The 19,641-nt window shown below is 64.6% G+C and carries 18 protein-coding genes and 1 other RNA gene; 11 read left to right on the top strand and 8 right to left on the bottom strand.

Features of this window, described 5'->3' with window-relative positions; genetic code table 11:
- Positions 1 to 78: 78 nt before the first annotated feature.
- Positions 79 to 726: a TetR/AcrR family transcriptional regulator gene (locus tag AAFG13_RS14680; RefSeq protein ID WP_212310564.1), complete on the bottom strand. Its 648-nt coding sequence runs from the start codon at positions 724 to 726 to the stop codon at positions 79 to 81.
- Positions 727 to 916: 190 nt separating this feature from the next.
- Between AAFG13_RS14680 and AAFG13_RS14675 the strand changes: the two genes are divergently transcribed.
- From AAFG13_RS14675 to AAFG13_RS14665, 3 genes are all read left to right on the top strand, one after another.
- Positions 917 to 2,248: an HlyD family secretion protein gene (locus AAFG13_RS14675; protein WP_212310563.1), complete on the top strand. Its 1,332-nt coding sequence runs from the start codon at positions 917 to 919 to the stop codon at positions 2,246 to 2,248.
- Positions 2,249 to 2,297: 49 nt separating this feature from the next.
- Complete coding sequence (locus tag AAFG13_RS14670) at positions 2,298 to 3,887, top strand: DHA2 family efflux MFS transporter permease subunit (RefSeq protein WP_212310562.1); 1,590 nt, start codon at positions 2,298 to 2,300, stop codon at positions 3,885 to 3,887.
- A gap of 365 nt (positions 3,888 to 4,252) precedes the next feature.
- Positions 4,253 to 6,052, top strand: a complete 1,800-nt coding sequence (locus tag AAFG13_RS14665) for an ABC transporter ATP-binding protein (protein ID WP_212310561.1) — start codon at positions 4,253 to 4,255, stop codon at positions 6,050 to 6,052.
- Between the two features lie 152 nt (positions 6,053 to 6,204).
- On the opposite strand, the gene AAFG13_RS14660 is transcribed toward AAFG13_RS14665, so the two are convergent.
- On the bottom strand, positions 6,205 to 6,567 hold the full coding sequence (locus tag AAFG13_RS14660) for a DUF1330 domain-containing protein (RefSeq protein WP_342712430.1): 363 nt from the start codon (positions 6,565 to 6,567) through the stop codon (positions 6,205 to 6,207).
- A gap of 310 nt (positions 6,568 to 6,877) precedes the next feature.
- Complete coding sequence (locus AAFG13_RS14655; RefSeq protein WP_212310794.1) at positions 6,878 to 7,621, bottom strand: sulfite exporter TauE/SafE family protein; 744 nt, start codon at positions 7,619 to 7,621, stop codon at positions 6,878 to 6,880.
- 191 nt (positions 7,622 to 7,812) lie between these two features.
- On the opposite strand from AAFG13_RS14655, the gene AAFG13_RS14650 reads away from it, so the two are divergent.
- Positions 7,813 to 8,544 carry an alpha/beta hydrolase gene (locus tag AAFG13_RS14650; RefSeq protein WP_342712429.1) on the top strand — a complete coding sequence of 244 codons (732 nt, stop codon included), beginning with the start codon at positions 7,813 to 7,815 and terminating at the stop codon, positions 8,542 to 8,544.
- A gap of 69 nt (positions 8,545 to 8,613) precedes the next feature.
- Here the strand turns inward: AAFG13_RS14650 and AAFG13_RS14645 are convergent, their stop codons facing one another.
- Both AAFG13_RS14645 and AAFG13_RS14640 read right to left on the bottom strand, forming a co-directional pair.
- A complete protein-coding gene (locus tag AAFG13_RS14645; protein WP_342713338.1) occupies positions 8,614 to 9,141 on the bottom strand; it encodes a hypothetical protein in 528 nt (175 codons plus the stop codon).
- Positions 9,142 to 9,294: 153 nt separating this feature from the next.
- Entirely contained in the window at positions 9,295 to 9,474 is a 180-nt protein-coding gene (locus AAFG13_RS14640; RefSeq protein WP_212310558.1) for a hypothetical protein, read from the bottom strand.
- 229 nt (positions 9,475 to 9,703) lie between these two features.
- On the opposite strand from AAFG13_RS14640, the gene AAFG13_RS14635 reads away from it, so the two are divergent.
- Both AAFG13_RS14635 and AAFG13_RS14630 read left to right on the top strand, forming a co-directional pair.
- Positions 9,704 to 10,723 (top strand): patatin-like phospholipase family protein, encoded by a 1,020-nt coding sequence (locus AAFG13_RS14635; RefSeq protein WP_342712428.1) that lies wholly within the window; start codon positions 9,704 to 9,706, stop codon positions 10,721 to 10,723.
- Between the two features lie 4 nt (positions 10,724 to 10,727).
- Positions 10,728 to 12,179, top strand: coding sequence for a GntP family permease (locus tag AAFG13_RS14630; RefSeq protein WP_342712427.1), 1,452 nt, complete (start codon positions 10,728 to 10,730; stop codon positions 12,177 to 12,179).
- Positions 12,180 to 12,288: 109 nt separating this feature from the next.
- On the opposite strand, the gene rnpB is transcribed toward AAFG13_RS14630, so the two are convergent.
- Positions 12,289 to 12,703, bottom strand: an RNA gene (rnpB, locus tag AAFG13_RS14625) — RNase P RNA component class A.
- Between the two features lie 147 nt (positions 12,704 to 12,850).
- On the opposite strand from rnpB, the gene AAFG13_RS14620 reads away from it, so the two are divergent.
- Complete coding sequence (locus AAFG13_RS14620; RefSeq protein ID WP_021077249.1) at positions 12,851 to 13,210, top strand: YciI family protein; 360 nt, start codon at positions 12,851 to 12,853, stop codon at positions 13,208 to 13,210.
- 69 nt (positions 13,211 to 13,279) lie between these two features.
- Complete coding sequence (locus AAFG13_RS14615) at positions 13,280 to 14,515, top strand: RNA polymerase sigma factor (RefSeq protein WP_212310793.1); 1,236 nt, start codon at positions 13,280 to 13,282, stop codon at positions 14,513 to 14,515.
- An 81-nt stretch (positions 14,516 to 14,596) separates the two neighbouring features.
- Here AAFG13_RS14615 and AAFG13_RS14610 read toward each other — a convergent pair whose 3' ends face one another.
- Together AAFG13_RS14610 and AAFG13_RS14605 are read right to left on the bottom strand one after the other, a co-directional pair.
- Positions 14,597 to 14,821: a hypothetical protein gene (locus AAFG13_RS14610; RefSeq protein WP_092115929.1), complete on the bottom strand. Its 225-nt coding sequence runs from the start codon at positions 14,819 to 14,821 to the stop codon at positions 14,597 to 14,599.
- Positions 14,822 to 15,074: 253 nt separating this feature from the next.
- Positions 15,075 to 15,926 (bottom strand): N-acetylmuramoyl-L-alanine amidase, encoded by an 852-nt coding sequence (locus AAFG13_RS14605; RefSeq protein ID WP_342712426.1) that lies wholly within the window; start codon positions 15,924 to 15,926, stop codon positions 15,075 to 15,077.
- Between the two features lie 479 nt (positions 15,927 to 16,405).
- Here AAFG13_RS14605 and rsmH point away from each other — a divergent pair, with 479 nt between their 5' ends.
- Genes rsmH through AAFG13_RS14590 form a run of 3 tightly spaced genes read left to right on the top strand, consistent with a single transcriptional unit; the run spans position 16,406 to position 19,625 of the window.
- Positions 16,406 to 17,401, top strand: a complete 996-nt coding sequence (gene rsmH / locus AAFG13_RS14600; RefSeq protein ID WP_342712425.1) for a 16S rRNA (cytosine(1402)-N(4))-methyltransferase RsmH — start codon at positions 16,406 to 16,408, stop codon at positions 17,399 to 17,401.
- A gap of 2 nt (positions 17,402 to 17,403) precedes the next feature.
- Positions 17,404 to 17,856, top strand: a complete 453-nt coding sequence (locus tag AAFG13_RS14595) for a hypothetical protein (RefSeq protein ID WP_212310553.1) — start codon at positions 17,404 to 17,406, stop codon at positions 17,854 to 17,856.
- Between the two features lie 11 nt (positions 17,857 to 17,867).
- On the top strand, positions 17,868 to 19,625 hold the full coding sequence (locus AAFG13_RS14590; protein ID WP_212310792.1) for a penicillin-binding protein 2: 1,758 nt from the start codon (positions 17,868 to 17,870) through the stop codon (positions 19,623 to 19,625).
- Positions 19,626 to 19,641 lie beyond the last annotated feature (16 nt).

Below are 19,641 nucleotides of genomic sequence, written 5' to 3'. Positions count from 1 at the left end.
ACAAGCGCCAAGTTGCGGTCCTGCCAAAGGAAATAGTCGTATTGGATCGTCACTCGCCTGTCCTGCGACGGCGGGGGATCAATTCGCCTGCTTCGGCCGGTATGCCGCGAAGAACACGCGCGTCGCGCTGTCGACGACGGTTGCGATCCGCTCCGGCGAGGGTGACGGATTGGCCTGGAAGATGAACGCCTGGAACAGCGTTGCCTGGCACATCTGCATGAATTGCCAGGCCGCGAGCTGATAGTCGTCGATCACGAGCTCGCCGAGCGCGGCGCGCGCCTCAAGATAGGCGGCGAAGCGGTCGACGGTGTGGGCGATCACATGGGTGTAGAACCGGCTGCCGAGCTCGGGCATCCGCTCGGCGATCGCCATCACGGTGCGGATCGCGGAGCCGCCACCGGGCCGGCACAGCACCGCGACATAGGCACGGCCGAATTCGGGGAGGGTGGTGTCGACGTCGCGTGCCGGATCGAAGTTGAAGGCGACCTTGCCCTGCTCGCGCTTCTCCTCCTCGACGATCGCCGCGAACAGCCCGGCCTTGTCGGGGAAATACACGTATAGGGTGCCCTTGGAGACCCCCGCGGCGCGGGCGATCTCGCCCATGCTGGCGCCGTCGAAGCCGAGCTCCAGGAATACCTTGCGGGCGCCGTCCAGGATCTGGCGGCGCTTCGAGGACTCCTCATCGCCGACGACGAGGTGGAGGGGGTTTGGGGGCGCTGCAACCATTGATTTAGCTTCTCACCAAAGAACCCAACCCAGAATCAGTCCGGGAAGAATCGAAGCCTTATAATCCGCTGGGCGGGAATGTAGATTGACCGAACCGTTCGGTCAATGGTATTGGTGGGAGTGACGATGCGCCGCACGGCCGTTCTTCCGCCATTGCGCGCGTCAAGAATTTTGGTGGGGAGCCTCGGTTATGGCCGCAGCACGGGATCAGGCTGCACGCATTGTTCGTTCCGGGCCCGAGATGGCCGCGGACGCGGTGGCGCGCGACGCATCCGCCGATCTCGGCGAGCAGGCCAGAACTGACGAAGCCAAAAGGGCCGACGAAGCCAAGAGTCCCGGCGAAAAGGGTCCCGGTGACAAGCGTCCCGCCGAGGCGCCGCCCGCTTCTGCGCCCGAACAGCCGGCGGCGTCGCCCGCTGCCGCGGCGCCGAAATCCGGCAAGCGCAGATTCGTGATGATGGGCGTGCTCGGGCTGCTCGCGCTCGCCGGCGCGAGCTATGCCGCCTATTACCTGATGGTTGGGCGCTTCTACATCTCGACCGACGACGCCTATGTCCGCGCCAACAACACCATGCTCGGCGCGCGCGTCGCGGGCCATATCGCGGCGATCCTGCCCGGCGACAACGCGCTGGTGCGTGCAGGCGATGTGATCTTCCGGATCGATGACGGTGACTATCGCATCGCGGTCGACGCCGCGCGCACGCGGATCGCGACCCAGCAGGCGACGATCGAGCGCATCGGTCGCCAGGTCGCGGCGGCCGAAAGCTCGGTCGAGCAGGCGCAGGCGCAGCTCGTCTCCGCCGAAGCCGGCCTGAAGCGCGCCGATCTCGATTTCGATCGCCAGCAGGCGCTGAGCACCAAGGGCTTTGCCTCGCGCGCCACCTTCGAAGTCTCTGAAGCCGGCCGTGATCAGGGCGCGGCCGCCGTGCGGTCGGCGCAGGCTGCCTACGCCGCCGCAAAGAGCAACGTCGATGTCACCAAGGCGCAGCAGGCCGAGGCCCGCGCCCAGCTCGCCGAGTTGCAGACCCAGCTCGCCAAGGCCGAGCGCGATCTCGATTTCACCCAGGTGCGCGCGCCGGTGGACGGCACCTTCTCCAACCGTCTCGTCAACACCGGCGATTACATCAATGTCGGCCAGCGGCTTGGCAATGTGGTGCCGCTCGACGGCGTCTTCATCGACGCCAACTACAAAGAGACCCAGCTCAAGCGCATCCGCACCGGGCAGCGGGTAACGATCAAGGTCGACGCCTACGGCTTCCGCAAGTTCACCGGCATCGTCGACAGCATCTCGCCGGCCGCGGGCTCGGTGTTCACGCTGCTGCCGCCCGACAACGCCACCGGCAACTTCACCAAGATCGTGCAGCGCCTGCCGGTCCGCATCCGGGTGCCGAACAGCGTCGCCAAGCAGGGCATGCTGCGCGCCGGGATGTCGGTCTACACCACCGTCGACACGCGAGAGGGCGCGGCCGATGCCGATGCCGATACCGACCTCGACGCGCCGATGATGATCCATCCGCAGTGATGCTTGAAGCTTCGGACCGCGGGTTCGAAGCGCGGAGCCTGATGAGCCCATGGCCGACGCGACCACTGCCTCTCCCTCGATGATGACCGGCGCCTCGGAGACCGAGCGGCTCCAGCCCAAGCGGGTGGTCGCCTTCATCATCATGGTGTTCGGCATGTTCATGTCGATCCTGGACATCCAGATCGTCTCGGCCTCGCTCACCGAGATCCAGGCCGGCCTGTCGGCGTCTTCGACCGAAGTCTCGTGGGTGCAGACCGCCTATCTGATCGCCGAGGTGATCGCGATCCCCTTGTCGGGATTCCTGTCGCGCGCGCTCGGCACCCGGCTGTTGTTTGCGATCTCGGCGTTCGGCTTCACGGTTTCGAGCCTGCTGTGCGGCTTTGCCTCCTCGATCGAGCAGATGATCCTGTGGCGCGCGCTGCAGGGCTTCCTCGGCGCCGGCATGATCCCGACGGTGTTCGCCTCGGCCTACACCATCTTCCCGCGCTCCAAGTTCTACATCGTGGCGCCGATCATCGGGCTGGTCGCGACGCTGGCGCCGACCGTCGGGCCGACCGTCGGCGGCTACATCACCGATCTGATGTCGTGGCACTGGCTGTTCTTCATCAACATCGTGCCCGGTGTCATCATCACCATCGGCGTGCTGGCGCTGGTCGATTTCGACCAGCCGAACTTCGCGCTGCTCGAGCGCTTCGACTGGTGGGGCCTGATCTTCATGGGCGGCTTCCTCGGCTCGCTCGAATATGTGCTCGAGGAAGGCCCGCAATATGAATGGCTGCAGGACACTTCGGTCGCGATCTGCGCCGCGATCGGCTTCGTTTCGGCGGTCGCCTTCTTCTGGCGGGTGCTGACCGCGGAGGAGCCGATCGTCGATCTCTATGCCTTCTCCAACCGCAATTTCGCGGTCGGCTGCGTGCTGCAGTTCTGCATCGGCATCGGGCTGTACGGCCTGACCTACGTCTATCCGCGCTATCTCGCTGAGATCCGCGGCTACAGCGCGCTGATGATCGGCGAGACCATGTTCATCTCCGGCATGACGATGTTCTTCATGGCGCCGGTGGTCGGCCGGCTGATGCAGAAGGTCGATCTGCGCTACATCATCGCCTTCGGCCTCGTCACCTTCGCGCTCGGCTCCTGGCAGATGACCTGGATTACGCGCGAGTACGATTTCTACGAGCTCTTGGTGCCGCAGATCCTGCGCGGCATCGGCATGATGTGCGCGATGGTGCCGACCAACAACATCGCGCTCGCCACGCTGCCGCAAGACCGCGTCAAGAACGCCTCCGGCCTGTTCAACCTGATGCGCAATCTCGGCGGCGCGGTCGGGCTCGCTCTGATCAACGAAGCGCTCAACGACCGCACGGATCTGCACATCTCGCGGCTGCAGGACCGGGTGACCTGGGGCAACGCGACCGCGGTCGAGACCCTCAACAATTTCACCCAGCGCCTGCAGGGCATGGGCGATTCCGCCACCATGGCGATGAAGCAGCTCTCGCAGCTCGTGCACCGCCAGGCCCAGGTGATGAGCTATGGCGACGCCTTCTTCATGCTGTCGCTGTTCTATGTCGGCCTCAGCCTGCTGGTGCTGTTCGTCAACAAGCCGCCGTCGATGACCGCGGGCGGCGGCGACGCGCATTGAACGCATCGGCTTCGCGCGCGATGTGCGCCCGGTCGCGTGCAGAGCGTTGCATCATCGACACATTGCCGCACTCACGCGCTTGTCATCTTGCCAATCGCGCGTGATGCATTTATAAGCAGCCCATTCCTTACTCGAACCCGGGAGATGCGCATGAAGTCGTTTATTTCGCAGATCGCGCGCCCACGTTCGATGGTGCTTGACGCGGCTTCGCGTTAGCTCCCGACGCTGATCGGGCCTGATCCCCGATCACCCAAACTTCCCAACACGTTATCTACAATTTCCAGCGACATCAGCGGCCGGATTCCGTCCGCATGTCGCCTCAGATGGAGCCGGCTTGCGCTGCAGAAGCGTGGCCGGAATGTGCCATGACCTCTCTGACGACCAAGCGACCGGCCGCGATCCGGATCGTCCTGCCATTCGTGTTCCACCACTGGCTGGAGCAGCCGCTGCGCGCCTTCGCCGTGACGGCGGGCTTCCTCGGTGCGACCGCGGCCGACCTGTTCATGCCGGTTTTTTCTGGCCATCTGGTTGATGCGCTGACCGCGGGTGCCACCGATGCCGCCGCGCGCCATGGGGCGATGCTGGCATTCGGTGCCATCGTCGGCCTCGGCGCGCTGTCGCTGATGCTGCGGCTGGTCGGTATCCAGACCATCGTGCCGTTCACGCTGAAGACGATGTCCGATGTCGGGCAGCAGGCCTTCATGCGCGTGCAGCGCTTCTCGACCGACTGGCACGCCAATTCGTTCGCGGGCTCCACCGTGCGCAAGATCACGCGCGGCATGTGGGCGCTCGACCTGCTGAACGACACCATCCTGATGGCGCTGTTGCCGTCGCTGGTCGTGCTGCTCGGCTCGATGATCCTGCTCGGGCTGCACTGGCCATCGCTCGGCGCGGTGATTGCCGTGGGTTCGGTGATCTATGTCGCGATGACCATGGTGTTCCAGGTGCGCTACGTCGCGCCGGCCGCGCGCGTCTCCAATGCGTGGGACACCAAGGTCGGCGGCACGCTGGCCGACGCCTTGACCTGCAACGCGGTGGTGAAGTCGTTCGGCGCCGAGACGCGCGAGGACATGCGGCTGGACGGCGTCATCAGCCGCTGGCGCCGGCGGGTGCGGCGGACCTGGTTGCGCTACAACCACACCTCGACGGCGCAGCTGCTGGTGCTGTTGTGCTTCCGCGCCTCGGTGATCGGCGGCGCGATCCTGCTGTGGGCGGCCGGCCACGCCACGCCGGGCGACGTCACCTATGTGCTGACCAGCTACTACATCATCCACGCCTATCTGCGGGATGTCGGCATGCACATCAACAACCTGCAGCGTTCGGTGAACGACATGGAGGAGCTGGTGCAGATCCATGGCGAGCCGCTCGGCATCGCCGACGCGGATGATGCCAGGACGATCGACATCCAGGGCGGCCGCATCGTGTTCGACGACGTCACGTTCCACTATGGCGGCCATCGCTTGCCGCTCTATGACGGGCTGTCGGTCGACATCGATGCCGGCGAGCGCGTTGGCCTGGTCGGGCGCTCCGGCTCTGGCAAGACGACCTTCGTCAAGCTGGTGCAGCGGCTCTACGACGTCTCCGGCGGCAAAATCCTGATCGACGGTCAGGATATCGCCAAGGCGACGCAGCAATCGCTGCGCAGCCAGATCGCGATCGTGCAGCAGGAGCCGATCCTGTTTCACCGCACGCTGGCGGAGAACATCGCCTATGGCCGGCCGGGCGCCAGCATGGAGGCGATCGAGCAGGCGGCGCGGCTTGCCAATGCGCACGAGTTCATCATGCGGCTGCCGAAGGATTACGGCACGCTGGTGGGCGAGCGTGGCGTCAAGCTGTCGGGCGGCGAGCGGCAGCGCGTGGCGCTGGCGCGCGCCTTCCTGGCGGATGCGCCCATTCTGATCCTGGACGAGGCGACCTCGAGCCTCGATTCGGAGTCCGAGGCGCTGATCCAGCAGGCGATGGAGCGGCTGATGAAGGGCCGCACCTCGATCGTGATCGCGCACCGGCTGTCGACCGTGCGCAGCATGGATCGCATCCTGGTGTTCGATCGCGGCGAGATCGTCGAGCAGGGCACGCATGAGGTGCTTGCGGCACGGCAGGGCGGCATCTACCGCGGCCTGTTCGAGCGGCAGGCGACCGAGTTCGGCCAGGCGGCGGCGGAGTAGGGCAGTGGCGCGTGGCTGGCGGGCGATGTTCCGCTAGCCACGCGCCGCGGAGGTTGTGTCGTGCGGGTCACGACCTGCATGAAATGACGGGGCCGCCGACTGAGGCGGCCCCATGCGCGTGTCTATCAAGCAACGCCCAGCGAAGTGGCTGGCTATTGCTCGACTTCGACGACATACCGTCGGAACGTCTTTTGAGACTTCTCGCGCTCGGCGGCAAGATCGGACCAGTCCTTCGACTTGTAGAATGCCACGGCGTCGTCCACGCTGTCCCACTCAACAATGGCGACGTTCTTGGGAGGCGTGCCTTCGATTCCCTGGACCCGTCCGTTCACCGTGCGCAAGGCACGACCATGATGACTGGCAATCGCCTTTCGAGCAGCTTCGAGGTAGGTGGGCGAGACTTTCGCTCCAGCAACCGGTTCGATCTCGGCGACACTGTAAGCCTTCAGCTTGGCTTGGGCGTGCAGCCCCTCAACTGCGATACCGCCAATTGCGACACCGGCGAATAACGCCATTACCAACGTGTTTTGACTTCCTCCAGCAAAAAATGATTGGCAAAAGGAATCGAACAGTTCACGTCGAAATGACGGGCCTTCTGTGGCCCACCATCCACTCAAGCCTCTCAATGAACGCGATGCAGGTCAATGTCGGATCCAAGGCGCTTCGAAAATTGTTTCTCAGTCACAAAGTTTCTCTACTTGCCAATTCAGAAACAACCTTGCGGCCGCCCGCGCAGCCGCACCTTTCAAGAAGGTCGCCGCCGCGCGGTTCGATCATCTTCAGTCCTTGCGAGCACGGGCCATTTTCTGCTGCGCGATCCGCGCGCTACCGCGGCGCCAGCCCGTTCCACACCAGCGCCACGCCGGACAGGAACAGCAGCACCAGCACGACGTCGGAAAAATTGCGGTCGCTGAGCGCGTGGTAGAGGCGCGAGCCGAGCCAGGCGCCGAGCAGCGTTCCTGGAAACGCACAGGCCGTCAACCAGATCAGTTCGGGCTTCACCAGGCCGCTCGCGATCTGGACCAGGAGCGCGGCCGCCAGGATCGTGAAGTTGAAGATCTGAAACACGCCGCGGCGCTGCTGCTTGCCCCAGCCGCGCACGCTCGCCCACAGGATCGGGAGCGGGCCGGACAGTCCGGCGAGGCCGCCGAGGATGCCGCCGGCAAATCCGATCGCGCCGTCGGCCCATTTGCCGCCGAAGGCGATCGACATCGGCTTGCGCTGCAGGAACAGCAGGGTCGGGAACACCAGCAGGAAGACGCCGATCGTCAGCTTGAAGACCTCGGGGTCGGCGCGGGCGATCAGCAAAATGCCGATCGGCACGCCGGCGAGGCCCGCGATGACGAACGGCCAGACCAGGCGGAAGTCGATGGTCTTCCAGATCGACGGCAGCGTCGACACCTGCGCGATGACCGAGCAGACCAGCACCAGCGGCACTGCAAGCGTCGGCGGCAGCACATAGAGCCAGATGCCGAGCGCCATCAGCGCGGTGCCGAAGCCGGCAAGACCGGAGACGAAACCGCCGGCAAGCGCGCCGAAGAACAGGACCGCGTAGCTTGCCGGGTTCAGTTGCTTTCTCCTTCGTCGTCATTCCGGGGCGATGCGAAGCATCGAACCCGGAATCTCGAGATTCCGGGTTCGATGCTGACGCATCGCCCCGGAATGACGGTCGTATTTTGCGGCGACGTTTACACGACGCGGGCGGCGGGTACACTTCAAAATCGCGGCTCATCAACGATAATCGGAATGGAAGCATCCCCATGACTGCGAGTTCGTCCACTGCGCATTCGTCCAAAACCTTTCTGGTCTGTCACGGCGCCTGGTCGGCCGGATGGGCGTGGAAGAAAATGCATCCCCTGATGCAGGCCGCCGGGCACCGGCTCGTCACACCGAGCTACACCGGGCTCGGCGAGCGCGCGCACCTTGCGCATCAAGGGCTCGACCTGGAGGCGCATATCCAGGACATGCTCAGCGTCATTTCGTACGAGGATCTGCGCGACATCGTGCTGGTCGGTCACTCCTATGGCGGCATGGTTGCGACCGGCGTCGCCGACCGGGTGCGTGAGCGCATCGCGCAGATGATCTATATCGATGCCTTCGTGCCGCGCGACGGCCAGTCCCTTTTCGACCTCAACGAGCCGGCCATCGAGACCATGCGCGAGCTCGCGAGCGACGGCGACGGCTGGCGCATCCCGCCGATGCCGACGCCGCCGGATACGTCTCCCGCAGACGTCGAATGGCTCACCGCGCGCCGCGTCGAGATGCCGATCAAATGCTTCGAGCAGAAGCTGAAGCTGCAACACGGCGAAACGAATTTGCCGCGCAGCTACATCTACGCCACCCGCACCACCCAAGCCGATACGTTCGGCCAATTCGCCAGGCGCATCAAGAATGAACCCGGCTGGCGCTATTTCGAGATCGACGCCAGCCACTCGCCGAACGTCACCGCGCCGGAGGCGTTGATGGCGCTGCTGCAGGAGATCGTTTCCTGACGCGCCGTCATTCCGGGGCGATGCGAAGCATCGTCCCGGAATCGACCGGGTGCGCTTGTTCGCCCGCGGTCATGCGCCACGCGTATCGCGCACCGCCTGAGCGACTTTCGTCGCCTGCGACACGCGTCCGATTTTCGCGCCTGCAATGATCTTTCTTCGGAGTTCGCTCGGCTTCGACGCCATGCCTTCGCCTGCGGTCGCTCCGGCCGGGGGACGGGTCGTGAAGTTCGCGGCTCGGTGCAGCGCGAGGGCCTTTCGAGCTGCTTCGACATGCGCGGTCCGGGTCGCCAAATTGTGCTGACGCCTGAGCTCCGTGTTCACCCGCTTCAATGCCGCTGCGAACACTTGCTTCCGCTCTGAAGCATGCTTGGCGGTTCCCGGAAAGCTTGTCCCGCGAGCCTCAGCTTTTCCGCGGCTCTCTCGCTGCTTTTGCCGGCCGACCGTTCGCTCCTTGTCGCGCATCTTGCGCAGGCGGGGGCGCATGGCTTCAAGCTCGGATACCTCGACGCCATAGATGGCGGGATGATGCGTCAGGCGGATTGCCTCATATTCTTCGTGGCTAAGAATGCTGCGCTCGAACTTGCAGGCGACCGACACTACCATTCCTCCTCTTGATTTCTTGAATCGCGGGCAGAAGGACACGTCCAGCTTCAGCAGATCATAGCTCCGGTGCCGCCAAGGACCCAAATTCGGCTAGCACTTCGGTCACGACGATCGCCCGCTTTGCCGTAGTGTGCGGGCACGGAACTCCTACTTTTCTGCTTTGTCGTCCTTGAGACGAATCCCCTCGGTCCGCAGAGCCGCAAAGAGAGCCGCGATGTCCTCGGGCTCCATGTTGTTGGGGCACATCCCGTTGAGTTGCTCGGTTGTGATCGTGCCGGTGCTCCTGGCGATGTCTCTTGCCTTCGCCATGATCTTCTGAAGGTCCATCTGCGATCCTCCGCGAGGCACACATCCTACCCCCGCCAACCCATTATGTCGCCTTTTAAGAAACGTGCCTACGCCGCGAAGCGAACCAATCGCGTTGGTGCCGCCAACGATGAGGCAACATCCTTGGTGAAGTCCGCTATCGGAACCGGACGGTGACCGCAACTTTGTCTCGCACGTTCCGCCAAACCGCGACATAATCAGAGCCCCACGTGCTGGTGAACATGGCCTCATGAACCGCAGCCCCGTGCTCGTTGATCTGGCGCTCCAAGGTGGAGGCTCGCATGGCGCGTTCACATGGGGTGTCCTGGATCGGCTCCTCGAAGAATCATGGTTTCAGATCGCGGGCATATCCGGGACATCGGCCGGAGCGATGAATGCTGCCGTGCTGGCGGATGGCTGGACCGCGGGTGGCGCTGCGGGCGCACGTGAAGCGCTTGAAAAATACTGGCGAAGCGTCTCACGCGCCGCCGCATTCAGTCCGCTGCAACGGTCGCCGCTCGACCGTCTGATGGGACGCTGGTCGCTCGACAGCTCTCCGGCCTATCTCTTCACGGATTTGATGTCGCGGATGCTTTCACCCTACGACCTCAATCCCCTCGGCTTCAATCCGCTGCGCGACATACTGAACGATACTATCGATTTCGAGCGTCTTGCACGCGCGCCGATCAAGCTCTTCATAACCGCCACACGGGTTCGTACGGGGCGGGGGCGGATTTTTCGCAACGCGGAGATTACCGCGGATGTCCTGCTCGCGTCGGCCTGCTTGCCAACGATGTTTCGTGCGATCGAGATCGATGGCGAGCCCTATTGGGACGGCGGCTATGCGGGCAATCCCACGGTCACGCCGCTGGTCCGCGAGACCGATGCACACGATACGGTCGTGGTCCAGATCAACCCGACCGAGCGGCCGGAGCAGCCGCGCACGGCCGCTGACATTCTCGACCGGCTCAACGAGATCTCGTTCAATTCTCCGCTGGCAAAGGAGCTGCGGATGATCGCGCTGCTTCGTCAGGTCGCCGACCCCGGCACCGGAGAGGGCGCCCGCTGGGCCCAGATGAAAACGCATCGGATCAAGAGCGACATGCTTGCGACGTTCGGTTCATCATCCAAGCTCAATGCCGAATGGGCGTTCGTGACCAAGCTGCACGAGGAGGGGCGGCGTGCCGCCGGCGAATTCCTCGACGCGCATGGCGCCGATATCGGTGAGCGCTCGACCGCCGATCTGGATATTCTGCTGGCGGAGTGCTGAGCCGATGGGTCTCCTCGGCATTCTCGTCGGGCTTGGACTGCTGGTCGGTCTTGCGTTCCGCGGTTGGAGCGTCCTGCTGCTCGCGCCGCTCTGCGCGTCGGTGGCCGCAGCCTTCGGTGGCGAGCCGTTGCTTGCCAACTGGACGCAGACCTTCATGGCCAGCGCGTCGGAGTTTCTCGCGCAGTTCTTTCCTATTTTTCTGCTTGGCGCCGTGTTCGGGAAACTCATGGATGACAGCGGCGCGGTCGCTGCGGTCGCGGGCTTCATCTCCCGATGTCTGGGCGAACGCCGTGTCATCCTCGCGGTCGTGCTCGCCGGTGCACTGGTCACCTACGGCGGCGTCAGCCTCTTCGTCGCGTTCTTCGTCATCGTTCCGATGGCGCAGTCGCTGTTTCGCACGGCAGGGATTCCGCGTCGTTTGGTGCCGGCGGCGGTTATTCTCGGGACTTCGACCTTTACCATGTCGGCGCTGCCGGGCACGCCGTCGATACAGAATGCGATACCGATGCCTTTCTTCGGCACGACTCCGTTTGCCGCACCGGGCCTTGGCGTTGTCGCGTCGATGATCATGCTTGGTGTCGGGCTGTGGTGGCTTCTTCGCGCAGAGCAAGCGGCGCGTCGCGCAAATGAGGGCTATGGCGACGAGCCGCCGGTTTCGGCGGATGCAGCCGACGATGAGTTGTTGCGCGAGCGGGCGACGACGGCGCGAGAATTTGACCCGGCGGAGATCCGCCATGGACATCACAGCGACGCCGCCGTCCCGGTCTTCAACGCCATCCTTCCCCTGATCGTCGTTGTCGCAGTCAATCTGCTGATGTCGCTCGTCGTCCTGCCCCGGCTTGATTTCTCATTCCTGGCCGAACAGCGATGGGGAAATACATCGCTGGCTGCCGTGGCCGGTGTCTGGTCGGTTGTCGTGGCGTTGGCGGCAGCGATCGTGACGGTCATACTCTGCAACTGGACGCGACTGCCTGCACTGCGACGAACCATGGATGCCGGTGCGAATGCGTCGGTCCTGCCGGCGCTGAGTGTCGCAAGCCTTGTCGGATTCGGCGCCGTTATCGCCTCGCTTCCGGCTTTCGGCGTGGTGCGGGAGTGGGTGTTGCGAATTGAGGGCGGCCCATTGGTGTCGCTCGCGGTCGCGACGAACATCCTTGCCGCGCTGACGGGGTCGGCTTCTGGCGGCCTGACGATTGCGCTCGATGCGCTGGGCAAGACCTATATGGGTCTTGCCGCGGAGGCGGGTATTGAACCCGGCCTCCTGCATCGCGTCGCGGTGATCGGTTCGGGGACACTGGACATTCTGCCTCACAACGGCGCGGTCGTTAGCCTGCTTGCGATCTGCGGGCTCAGGCATCGCGACAGCTATCTCGACATCGTCATGGTCGGCATTGCGAGTTCCGTCATTGCTCTCGCCGCGGTGATTGCAATCGGCACCGCGTTCGGGTCGTTCTGACGCAAGACGATGGGTCGGCTCGACCGGCCGCGGGCGCGCGTAGCTGGAATGAAGTTTACTGAAAATGGCGAAGGGCCCGGCGTGTTGCGCCGAGCCCCTCATACTCCAAAATATCAGCCGGCCTGTAAGCCGGGTTCTGTAGGGCACCATTCTCGCGAATGGTACGCGACGGCCATTCCTCTGGGACAAGGTTTGCACCTTGCCTCGAGCAACCTACCCGGACAGCGGGCCTGACATCGCCCTGCGGTGTTATCGCGCGTGCGCGAACTAACCGCGTTGCCGTCCCTATTCGGTTTTGCTCCCGGTGTGGTTTGCCATGCCGTCTCCGTTGCCGGAAACGCGGTGCGCTCTTACCGCACCTTTTCACCCTTGCTACCTCCGAGGAGGGAGCGGTTTGTTCTCTGTGGCACTTTCCCTGGGGTCGCCCCCGCCGGACGTTATCCGGCACCGCATGTCGATGGAGCCCGGACTTTCCTCCCCCGCGGCCTTTCGGCACCAGCGGGAGCGGCCGTCCGGCCGACTGACCCCCACGGCATGGGCGTTTCCGCCCGATCCGTCAAGCGGATAACGGCGGCCAAGGCGGCCAAAATAATTTATCCTGAAGATGTCGTTTGACCTGCCGCCCGTTCGACTGGGTGTCGGCGATCCAGCCGATCAAGAGGAGAGATGAGATGCAATACCTGTTGCTGATCTACCGGAGCGACGCGGAATATGGCCGTATGAATGCCGACGACCGCAAGGCCGTGACGGCGGAGTACGGTGCCTACACCCAGTCCATCATCCAGAGCGGGCACTTCAAGGCGGGCGACGGGCTGCAGCCGGTGTCGACGGCCACTACCGTGCGGGTTCGTGACGGCAAGACGCTGACGACCGATGGGCCGTTCGCGGAAACCCGTGAACAGCTCGGCGGCTACTATCTGGTCGAGGCCAAGGATCTCGACACCGCGCTCGGCCTTGCGGCGCGGATTCCCGGCGCCAAGACCGGCTCGATCGAGGTCAGGCCGGTGATGATCTATGACAACCCGCGATGACGCCGTTATCGCAACATGAATGCAGCGGCCGCGTCACCTGGCGCGGCCGCTGAACGACGATTGATGGCTATGACCCCGAGCCAGATCGAGAAAATCTTCCGCGACGAGGCGGGCCGGGCGCTCGCAACGTTGATCCGTCTCGTCGGCGATTTCGATCTGGCCGAGGATTCCCTGCAGGATGCCTTCGCGGTGGCGCTGCAGCGCTGGCCGATCGGCGAATTCCCCGCCAATCCGCGCGCCTGGCTGGTCAATGTCGGCCGCAACAAGGCGATCGACCGCGTCCGCCGCGCGGTTTCGTTCCGCGGCAAGCAGCAGCAATTGACGCATCACTTGTTGCTGGATGCGGAGGCGTCGCCGGAGCCGGCCGATGCGACGCTCGACGACGACATGCTGAGGCTGATCTTCACCTGCTGCCATCCGTCCTTTGCCGCCGAGGTGCAGGTTGCGCTGACCTTGCGCACGGTGTGCGGCCTGACCACGGCGCAGGTCGCGCGCGCCTTCCTGGTGAGCGAGGACGCGATGGCGCAGCGGCTGTTGCGCGCCAAGCAGAAGATCAAGCTCGCCGGCATTCCCTATGAGGTGCCGGAGCGCGAGGCCCTGGAGCCGCGCCTTGAGGGCGTGCTTGCCGTGATATATCTCGTCTTCACCGAGGGCTATGCCGCGACTGCCGGCGAGGATCTGATGCGGCCCGACCTCGCGCGCGAGGCGATCCGGCTGGCGCGGCTGCTCGATCGGTTGATTCCGGCGCGCGGCGAGATCAAGGGCCTGCTTGCGCTGATGCTGCTGCACGACGCGCGCCGCGCCGGCCGTCAGACCGCAGGCGGCGACATCGTTCTGCTCGAGGAGCAGAACCGTTCGCTGTGGGATTTTCAGCAGATCGCCGAAGGCGTGAGATTGGTCGAGGAGGCGCTGCAGATGCCGGGCCGGCCGCAATCCTACGCGGTGCAGGCTGCGATCGCCGCGCTGCATGCGCGGGCTCCCAGCTATGAGGATACCGACTGGCTGCAGATCGCCGGTCTCTATGAGGTGCTGCTTCGCATCAGCCCGTCACCGGTGATCGAACTCAATCATGCCGCTGCGGTGTCGATGGTCGACGGCCCGGCGCGCGCGCTCGATCTGATCGACGCGCTGGACGCGCGCGGCAGCCTGAAGGGATACGACCAGCTGCCTGCGGTGCGCGCCGATCTGCTGCGCCGCCTCGGCCGCAAGGACGAGGCGCGGCAGGCCTATCTTGCCGCCACCGCGGCGACGCAGCTCGAGCCGCTGCGACGGCTCTACGCACGCCGGATCGCCGAGATGGGCTGACATCGCCTCATCTCGTGTGTGGTCCGTGAAGGCGCGCCGTTCACGTCAACGGTCGTCAGCGCGCCGCGCGGCGTTGAACGCTTAGTACCCTGTCTTGGCCTTGGCGCCGGTCGATTGCCCGGTCGTCGTTCCACTTGACATGCCGGTCGTGGTGCCGGGCGCCATCATCTTCTTCTGCGCATGATGGACCTTGTGGGTCTTGTGATGGGTCGACATGGACTTGTCCTGGGTCGACATCGCACCTGCGGCTACTGGAGCTGCGATGAGGCCGATGGCGACAGCTCCGCTGATGAGTGCTTTGAACATGGACGAATCTCCACTCAGACCGCCCCAAATAAGAAGACGGGACACGGAAAAAAGTTCCAGTTTGCGCGCGAGGATTTGGCCGGAAGCGTCATTGCGAGCGAAGGCGGAAGCAATCCATCGCGCCGCACGCCGAAACGTGGATTGCTTGCGCCTTCGCCGAGGCTTCGGCGGACAAGTCGTCGCGGTGCCTGTCATCGGGCGCGCACTTCGCGCGACCCGTTGGCGCCTCGCAATGACGATGGAAAGACCGAGCCTACCTCGCCGCATCGGGTGGCAGGCTCTCGAGCAGCGCGTGCAGCGTCGCCATGGTGGAGCGGTCGGCGATCCCGTCGACGCGCTCGGGGCGGAAGTGACGCTGGAAGGCGGTGACGACCTCCATGGTCGGGCCGTCGAACTTGCCGTTGGTCGGGATGTTGTAGCCGTAACGCCGGAACGCGGCCTGCATGTTGGAGACGCTGTCGCTGATCGCACCGAGCTGCAGCGCGTCGCCGCGCACGATCGGCGCCGGCTGCACCCAATGCCCGACGCCGGAATTGGCCAGCGAGTGCCAGGGGAATTTCTCGCCAGGATCCTTCTTGCGCCCCGGCGCGACGTCGGAATGGCCGAGCACGCGATGCGCGACCACCTTGCGCCGAAGCATGATGCCGCGGCACAGCGCGATGACGGCTGCGATCTGCCGCAGCGGGAAGTCGGGATAGCCCCAATCGTGGCCGCGATTGATGATCTCGACGCCGATCGAGCAGGAATTGATGTCGTCCTCGCCGGCCCAGGCGGAGACGCCGGCGTGCCAGGCGCGCTTGCTCTCCGGCACGCATTGCACGATGCGGCCGTCCTCCAGCACGATGTAATGCGCCGAGACCTCGGTGCCGGCGGTGCAGAGCTGGGTGATCGCGCCCTCGACGTCGGGCATGCCGGTGTAGTGCAGCACGATCATGTCGGGCTGCCGGTTGTTGGCGCGGTCGCCGAAATTCACCGACGGGATCACGTCGGAGGCGATCGAGGAATCCGGCGTGAACGTCTCCACGTCGGCCACGCCCTTCGGAACAGGAAGGACGCGCTGACGCTTCGAATCAGCGTTGCCGGACGAGGACGAACCAGAAGCCATACGAATCACTCAAAACCCGAACCAGGAGAAAGCATTTTGACATATGGATAAACAAATAGGCGTTTACTATTCCTTTACCGTGAGGGCCGCCGCAATCGGCCTGCCGGTTCCAGGGTCCGCTCCATGAGCCGCGCAATGATGCCGGAGCGAGGGCCGAGAATATCACTCGAATGCGGATCAAAGTCGTGGGATTCCGCTAACCGATCATCAACGTTTTCTTAACGTTAAGTGCCGTTACTGAGAGGTGAAGTGCCGAACCGGGTTTCGGGGGACGGCCAAGGTCCGTTGTTGCGCGAAATCCCATGGAAACCCTCCCAATTCCGGTCGGATATCAGGATTTGCGGCCGAGGACGGGAGTTGGCGCTGGGATCACGCAGCGGCCTTTTTGCCGGAACAGCCAGCGCGAGGATTCGAGACGCAATGAGTCGGCGCGCAGCCAGCTTGCATGCCAGCAACGCGGCCCTCTCCGGGGGCGGCGCATGAGCGAACGTGCTCCCCGTCACATTTCCGTGCTGGGCCGCGAGGCGGTCGCCTATCTCGATCTGCGCGCCGGCGGCATCTATGTCGACGCGACCTTCGGGGCCGGCGGCTACAGCCGCATGATTCTCGATGTCGCCGATACGCGCGTCATCGGCATCGACCGTGACCGCACCGCGATTACAGGCGGCTTCGATCTGGTCGACGGCGCGGGCGGCCGCCTGACGCTGGTCGAGGACCGCTTCTCTGATCTCGCCCAGGTCTGCGCATCGCAGGGGGTGGATCAGGTCGACGGCGTCGTGATGGATGTCGGCGTCTCCTCGATGCAACTCGACCAGGCTGAGCGGGGCTTCTCGTTCCGCTTGGGCGGTCCTCTCGACATGCGGATGGCACAAAGCGGCCCGACCGCGGCCGATGTGGTCGCAATCGCCTCCGAGAAGCAACTTGCCGACATCATCTATATCTTCGGCGAGGAGCGCCATGCGCGCGGTGTCGCCCGCGCCATCGTTGCCGCGCGCAAGGACGCGCCGATCACAACGACCCAGGCGCTCGCCGACATCGTCGGGAAAGTCGTGCGCGCCAAGCCGAACGAGATTCATCCGGCGACGCGGACCTTTCAGGCGCTGCGTATCTTCGTCAATGAAGAGCTCGATGAGCTCTACCTGGCGCTCGCTGCGGCCGAGCGGGTGCTGAAGCCGGGCGGGCGGCTTGCCGTGGTCTCGTTCCATTCGCTGGAAGACCGCATCGTCAAGAATTTCCTGACCGAGCGCGGCAAGGTTTCCGGCGGCTCGCGGCATCGGCCCGAAGTGGCGCAATCCGCGCCGAGCTTTCATATCCTGACCAAGCGGCCGGTGACGCCCGGCGAGGCGGAGATATCGGCCAATCCGCGCGCCCGATCGGCCAAGCTGCGCGCGGCCGAGCGCACTGCGGCGCCGGCGCATGCGGACGACGACCTGCCGTCATGGCCGCGTCTATCAGACCTGAAGCGGGGAGGCTGACGATGCGCCTCCTCCATCTCCTCGTCATCGGCATGCTGATCTTCGCGGCATCCTATGTCTACCGCATCAAGATGGAATCGACCGCGCGCGTCGAACGCGTGCTGCAGCTCAATGCCGAGATCCGCGAACAGCGCAACGCGATCGCCGCCTTGCGCGCGCAGTGGGCCAAGCTCGACGCGCCGCTGCGACTGCAGGGGCTTGCCGAACGGCATCTGCCGCTGAAACCGGTCAACGCCAACCAGTACGATTCCCTGAAGAACCTGCCGGAGCGGCCGCCGAGCTTCACGCGGCCGGGTTCGCGCGATCCGATCGGCGCGATGATCGACACCATCGAGGCCGCCGCCGCGCCCGACAGCACGACCGGATCGATCGACAAGCCGGCGACCGACCAGCCGGCCGCCGACCAGCCTGCGCCCGCAGAAGATTCCGAGCAGGGCGGGGGAGATCAGCAATGACGGGACCTGCCATGACCGATCCGGCACCCGCCAGCAAGCCGGCCGCAAAATCCGCTGAACCCTGGCGCACGCGGCTGATCCGCACGCTGCTGTACGGCAGCAATGTCGACCGCGCCGCGAAGGCGCGCGCGCGCGTCGGTCTTGCGATCCTCGCCTTTGCCGCGGTCTATTGCGTGCTGGCCGGACGGCTGGTGCTGTTCGCCGTCGGCGCCGACAGCCATGGCGCGCGGCGCACCGCCTCGCAGGACGCGATCGCAACTGCGCGGCCCGACATCACCGACCGCAACGGCGAAATTCTCGCCACCGACGTCAAGGCGCCGAGCCTGTTCGCCGAGCCGCGCCGCCTCATCGACAAGGACGAGGCGATCGAGCTTCTGACCGCGGCCTTGCCCGATCTCGACACCAGCGAGGTGCGCGACCGCCTGTCGTCGCGCAAGGGCTTCGTTTGGCTGAAGCGCGAGATCACGCCGAAGCAGCAGCTCGACATCCACCGCCTCGGCCTTCCCGGCGTCGGCTTCCTGCGCGAGAACAAGCGCGTCTATCCGACCGGCAACGAGGTCGCCCACCTGATCGGCCTCGTCAATATCGACAACCAGGGTATCGCCGGCATGGAGAAGTGGCTGGACAACAACGGTCTGGCGGATCTGCATCGCGCGGGCTTCGCCACCGACCGGCTGCAGAAGCCGGTTGAATTGTCGGTCGACCTGCGCGTCGAGCACGCGCTGCGCGACGAACTGATCAAGGCGAAGGAGAAGTTCAAGGCCAAGGCCGCCTCCGGCCTCGTCTCCAACGTGCGCACCGGCGAGATCGTGGCGATGGTGTCGCTGCCGGATTTCGATCCGAACAATCCGAAGGAGGCGCACGACCCCGATCGCATCAACCGCCTGACCACCGGCGTCTACGAGATGGGCTCGACCTTCAAGGCGTTCACGCTGGCGATGGCGCTGGATAGCGGCCGGTTCGATCTCAACTCGATGTGGGATGCGCGCGGCCCGCTTCATTACGGCAAGTTCGCGATTCATGACGATCACAACATGGGCCGCATGATCAACATGAAGGAGGTGTTCTACTATTCCTCCAACATCGGCGCCGGACGCATTGCGCTAGCGATGGGCGTGGACGCGCACAAGGCCTTCCTGCGCAAGATGGGCCAGCTCGAGCGGCTGCGCACCGAATTGCCGGAGAGCGCCTCGCCGATCGTGCCGAAGAAGTGGGGCGAACTGAACACCGTCACGATCTCGTTCGGTCACGGCATCGCGGTGGCGCCGCTGCAGGCGGTGATGGGCATCGACGCGCTGGTCAATGGCGGCTATCTGATTCCGCCGACCTTCCTGAAACGCACCGAGCAGGAGGCGATGGCGCTGGCCAAGCGCGTCATCAAGCCCGAGACCTCGGACAAGATGCGCTATCTGATGCGGCTCAACGCCGAGATCGGCACCGCGAAGAAGGCCGACGTCAAGGGCTACTATATCGGCGGCAAGACCGGCACTGCGGAGAAGGTGATCAACGGCCGCTACGCCAAGAAGCGCGTGCTGAACGCCTTCACCGCGATCCTGCCTGCCGACAATCCGAAATACCAGCTGCTGATCATGCTCGACGAGCCGCAGCCCCTGAAGGAGACCTATGGTTTCATCACCTCGGGCTGGAATGCGGTGCCGACCGGCGGCAATGTGATCGCCCGAATTGCGCCGCTTTTAGGCGTTGAACCGCGCTTCGATCTGCCGCCGTCCGACCGCCTTATTCTTGCGGCATCCAGAACAACCCAGTAAGGCGTATAATCACGCG

Source organism: Bradyrhizobium sp. B124 (genome assembly GCF_038967635.1).
Taxonomy (GTDB): domain Bacteria; phylum Pseudomonadota; class Alphaproteobacteria; order Rhizobiales; family Xanthobacteraceae; genus Bradyrhizobium.
The sequence above is the reverse complement of the archived record's forward strand: the minus strand, read 5'-3'. Positions and strand labels throughout refer to the sequence as shown.

Coding starts and splice junctions, on each gene's coding strand:
- AAFG13_RS14680 (WP_212310564.1), bottom strand. CDS start 726: ATGGTTGCAGCGCCCCCAAACCCCCTCCACCTCGTCGTCGGCGATGAG.
- AAFG13_RS14675 (WP_212310563.1), top strand. CDS start 917: ATGGCCGCAGCACGGGATCAGGCTGCACGCATTGTTCGTTCCGGGCCC.
- AAFG13_RS14670 (WP_212310562.1), top strand. CDS start 2,298: ATGGCCGACGCGACCACTGCCTCTCCCTCGATGATGACCGGCGCCTCG.
- AAFG13_RS14665 (WP_212310561.1), top strand. CDS start 4,253: ATGACCTCTCTGACGACCAAGCGACCGGCCGCGATCCGGATCGTCCTG.
- AAFG13_RS14660 (WP_342712430.1), bottom strand. CDS start 6,567: ATGGCGTTATTCGCCGGTGTCGCAATTGGCGGTATCGCAGTTGAGGGG.
- AAFG13_RS14650 (WP_342712429.1), top strand. CDS start 7,813: ATGACTGCGAGTTCGTCCACTGCGCATTCGTCCAAAACCTTTCTGGTC.
- AAFG13_RS14640 (WP_212310558.1), bottom strand. CDS start 9,474: ATGGACCTTCAGAAGATCATGGCGAAGGCAAGAGACATCGCCAGGAGC.
- AAFG13_RS14635 (WP_342712428.1), top strand. CDS start 9,704: ATGAACCGCAGCCCCGTGCTCGTTGATCTGGCGCTCCAAGGTGGAGGC.
- AAFG13_RS14630 (WP_342712427.1), top strand. CDS start 10,728: ATGGGTCTCCTCGGCATTCTCGTCGGGCTTGGACTGCTGGTCGGTCTT.
- AAFG13_RS14620 (WP_021077249.1), top strand. CDS start 12,851: ATGCAATACCTGTTGCTGATCTACCGGAGCGACGCGGAATATGGCCGT.
- AAFG13_RS14615 (WP_212310793.1), top strand. CDS start 13,280: ATGACCCCGAGCCAGATCGAGAAAATCTTCCGCGACGAGGCGGGCCGG.
- AAFG13_RS14610 (WP_092115929.1), bottom strand. CDS start 14,821: ATGTTCAAAGCACTCATCAGCGGAGCTGTCGCCATCGGCCTCATCGCA.
- AAFG13_RS14605 (WP_342712426.1), bottom strand. CDS start 15,926: ATGGCTTCTGGTTCGTCCTCGTCCGGCAACGCTGATTCGAAGCGTCAG.
- rsmH (WP_342712425.1), top strand. CDS start 16,406: ATGAGCGAACGTGCTCCCCGTCACATTTCCGTGCTGGGCCGCGAGGCG.
- AAFG13_RS14595 (WP_212310553.1), top strand. CDS start 17,404: ATGCGCCTCCTCCATCTCCTCGTCATCGGCATGCTGATCTTCGCGGCA.
- AAFG13_RS14590 (WP_212310792.1), top strand. CDS start 17,868: ATGACCGATCCGGCACCCGCCAGCAAGCCGGCCGCAAAATCCGCTGAA.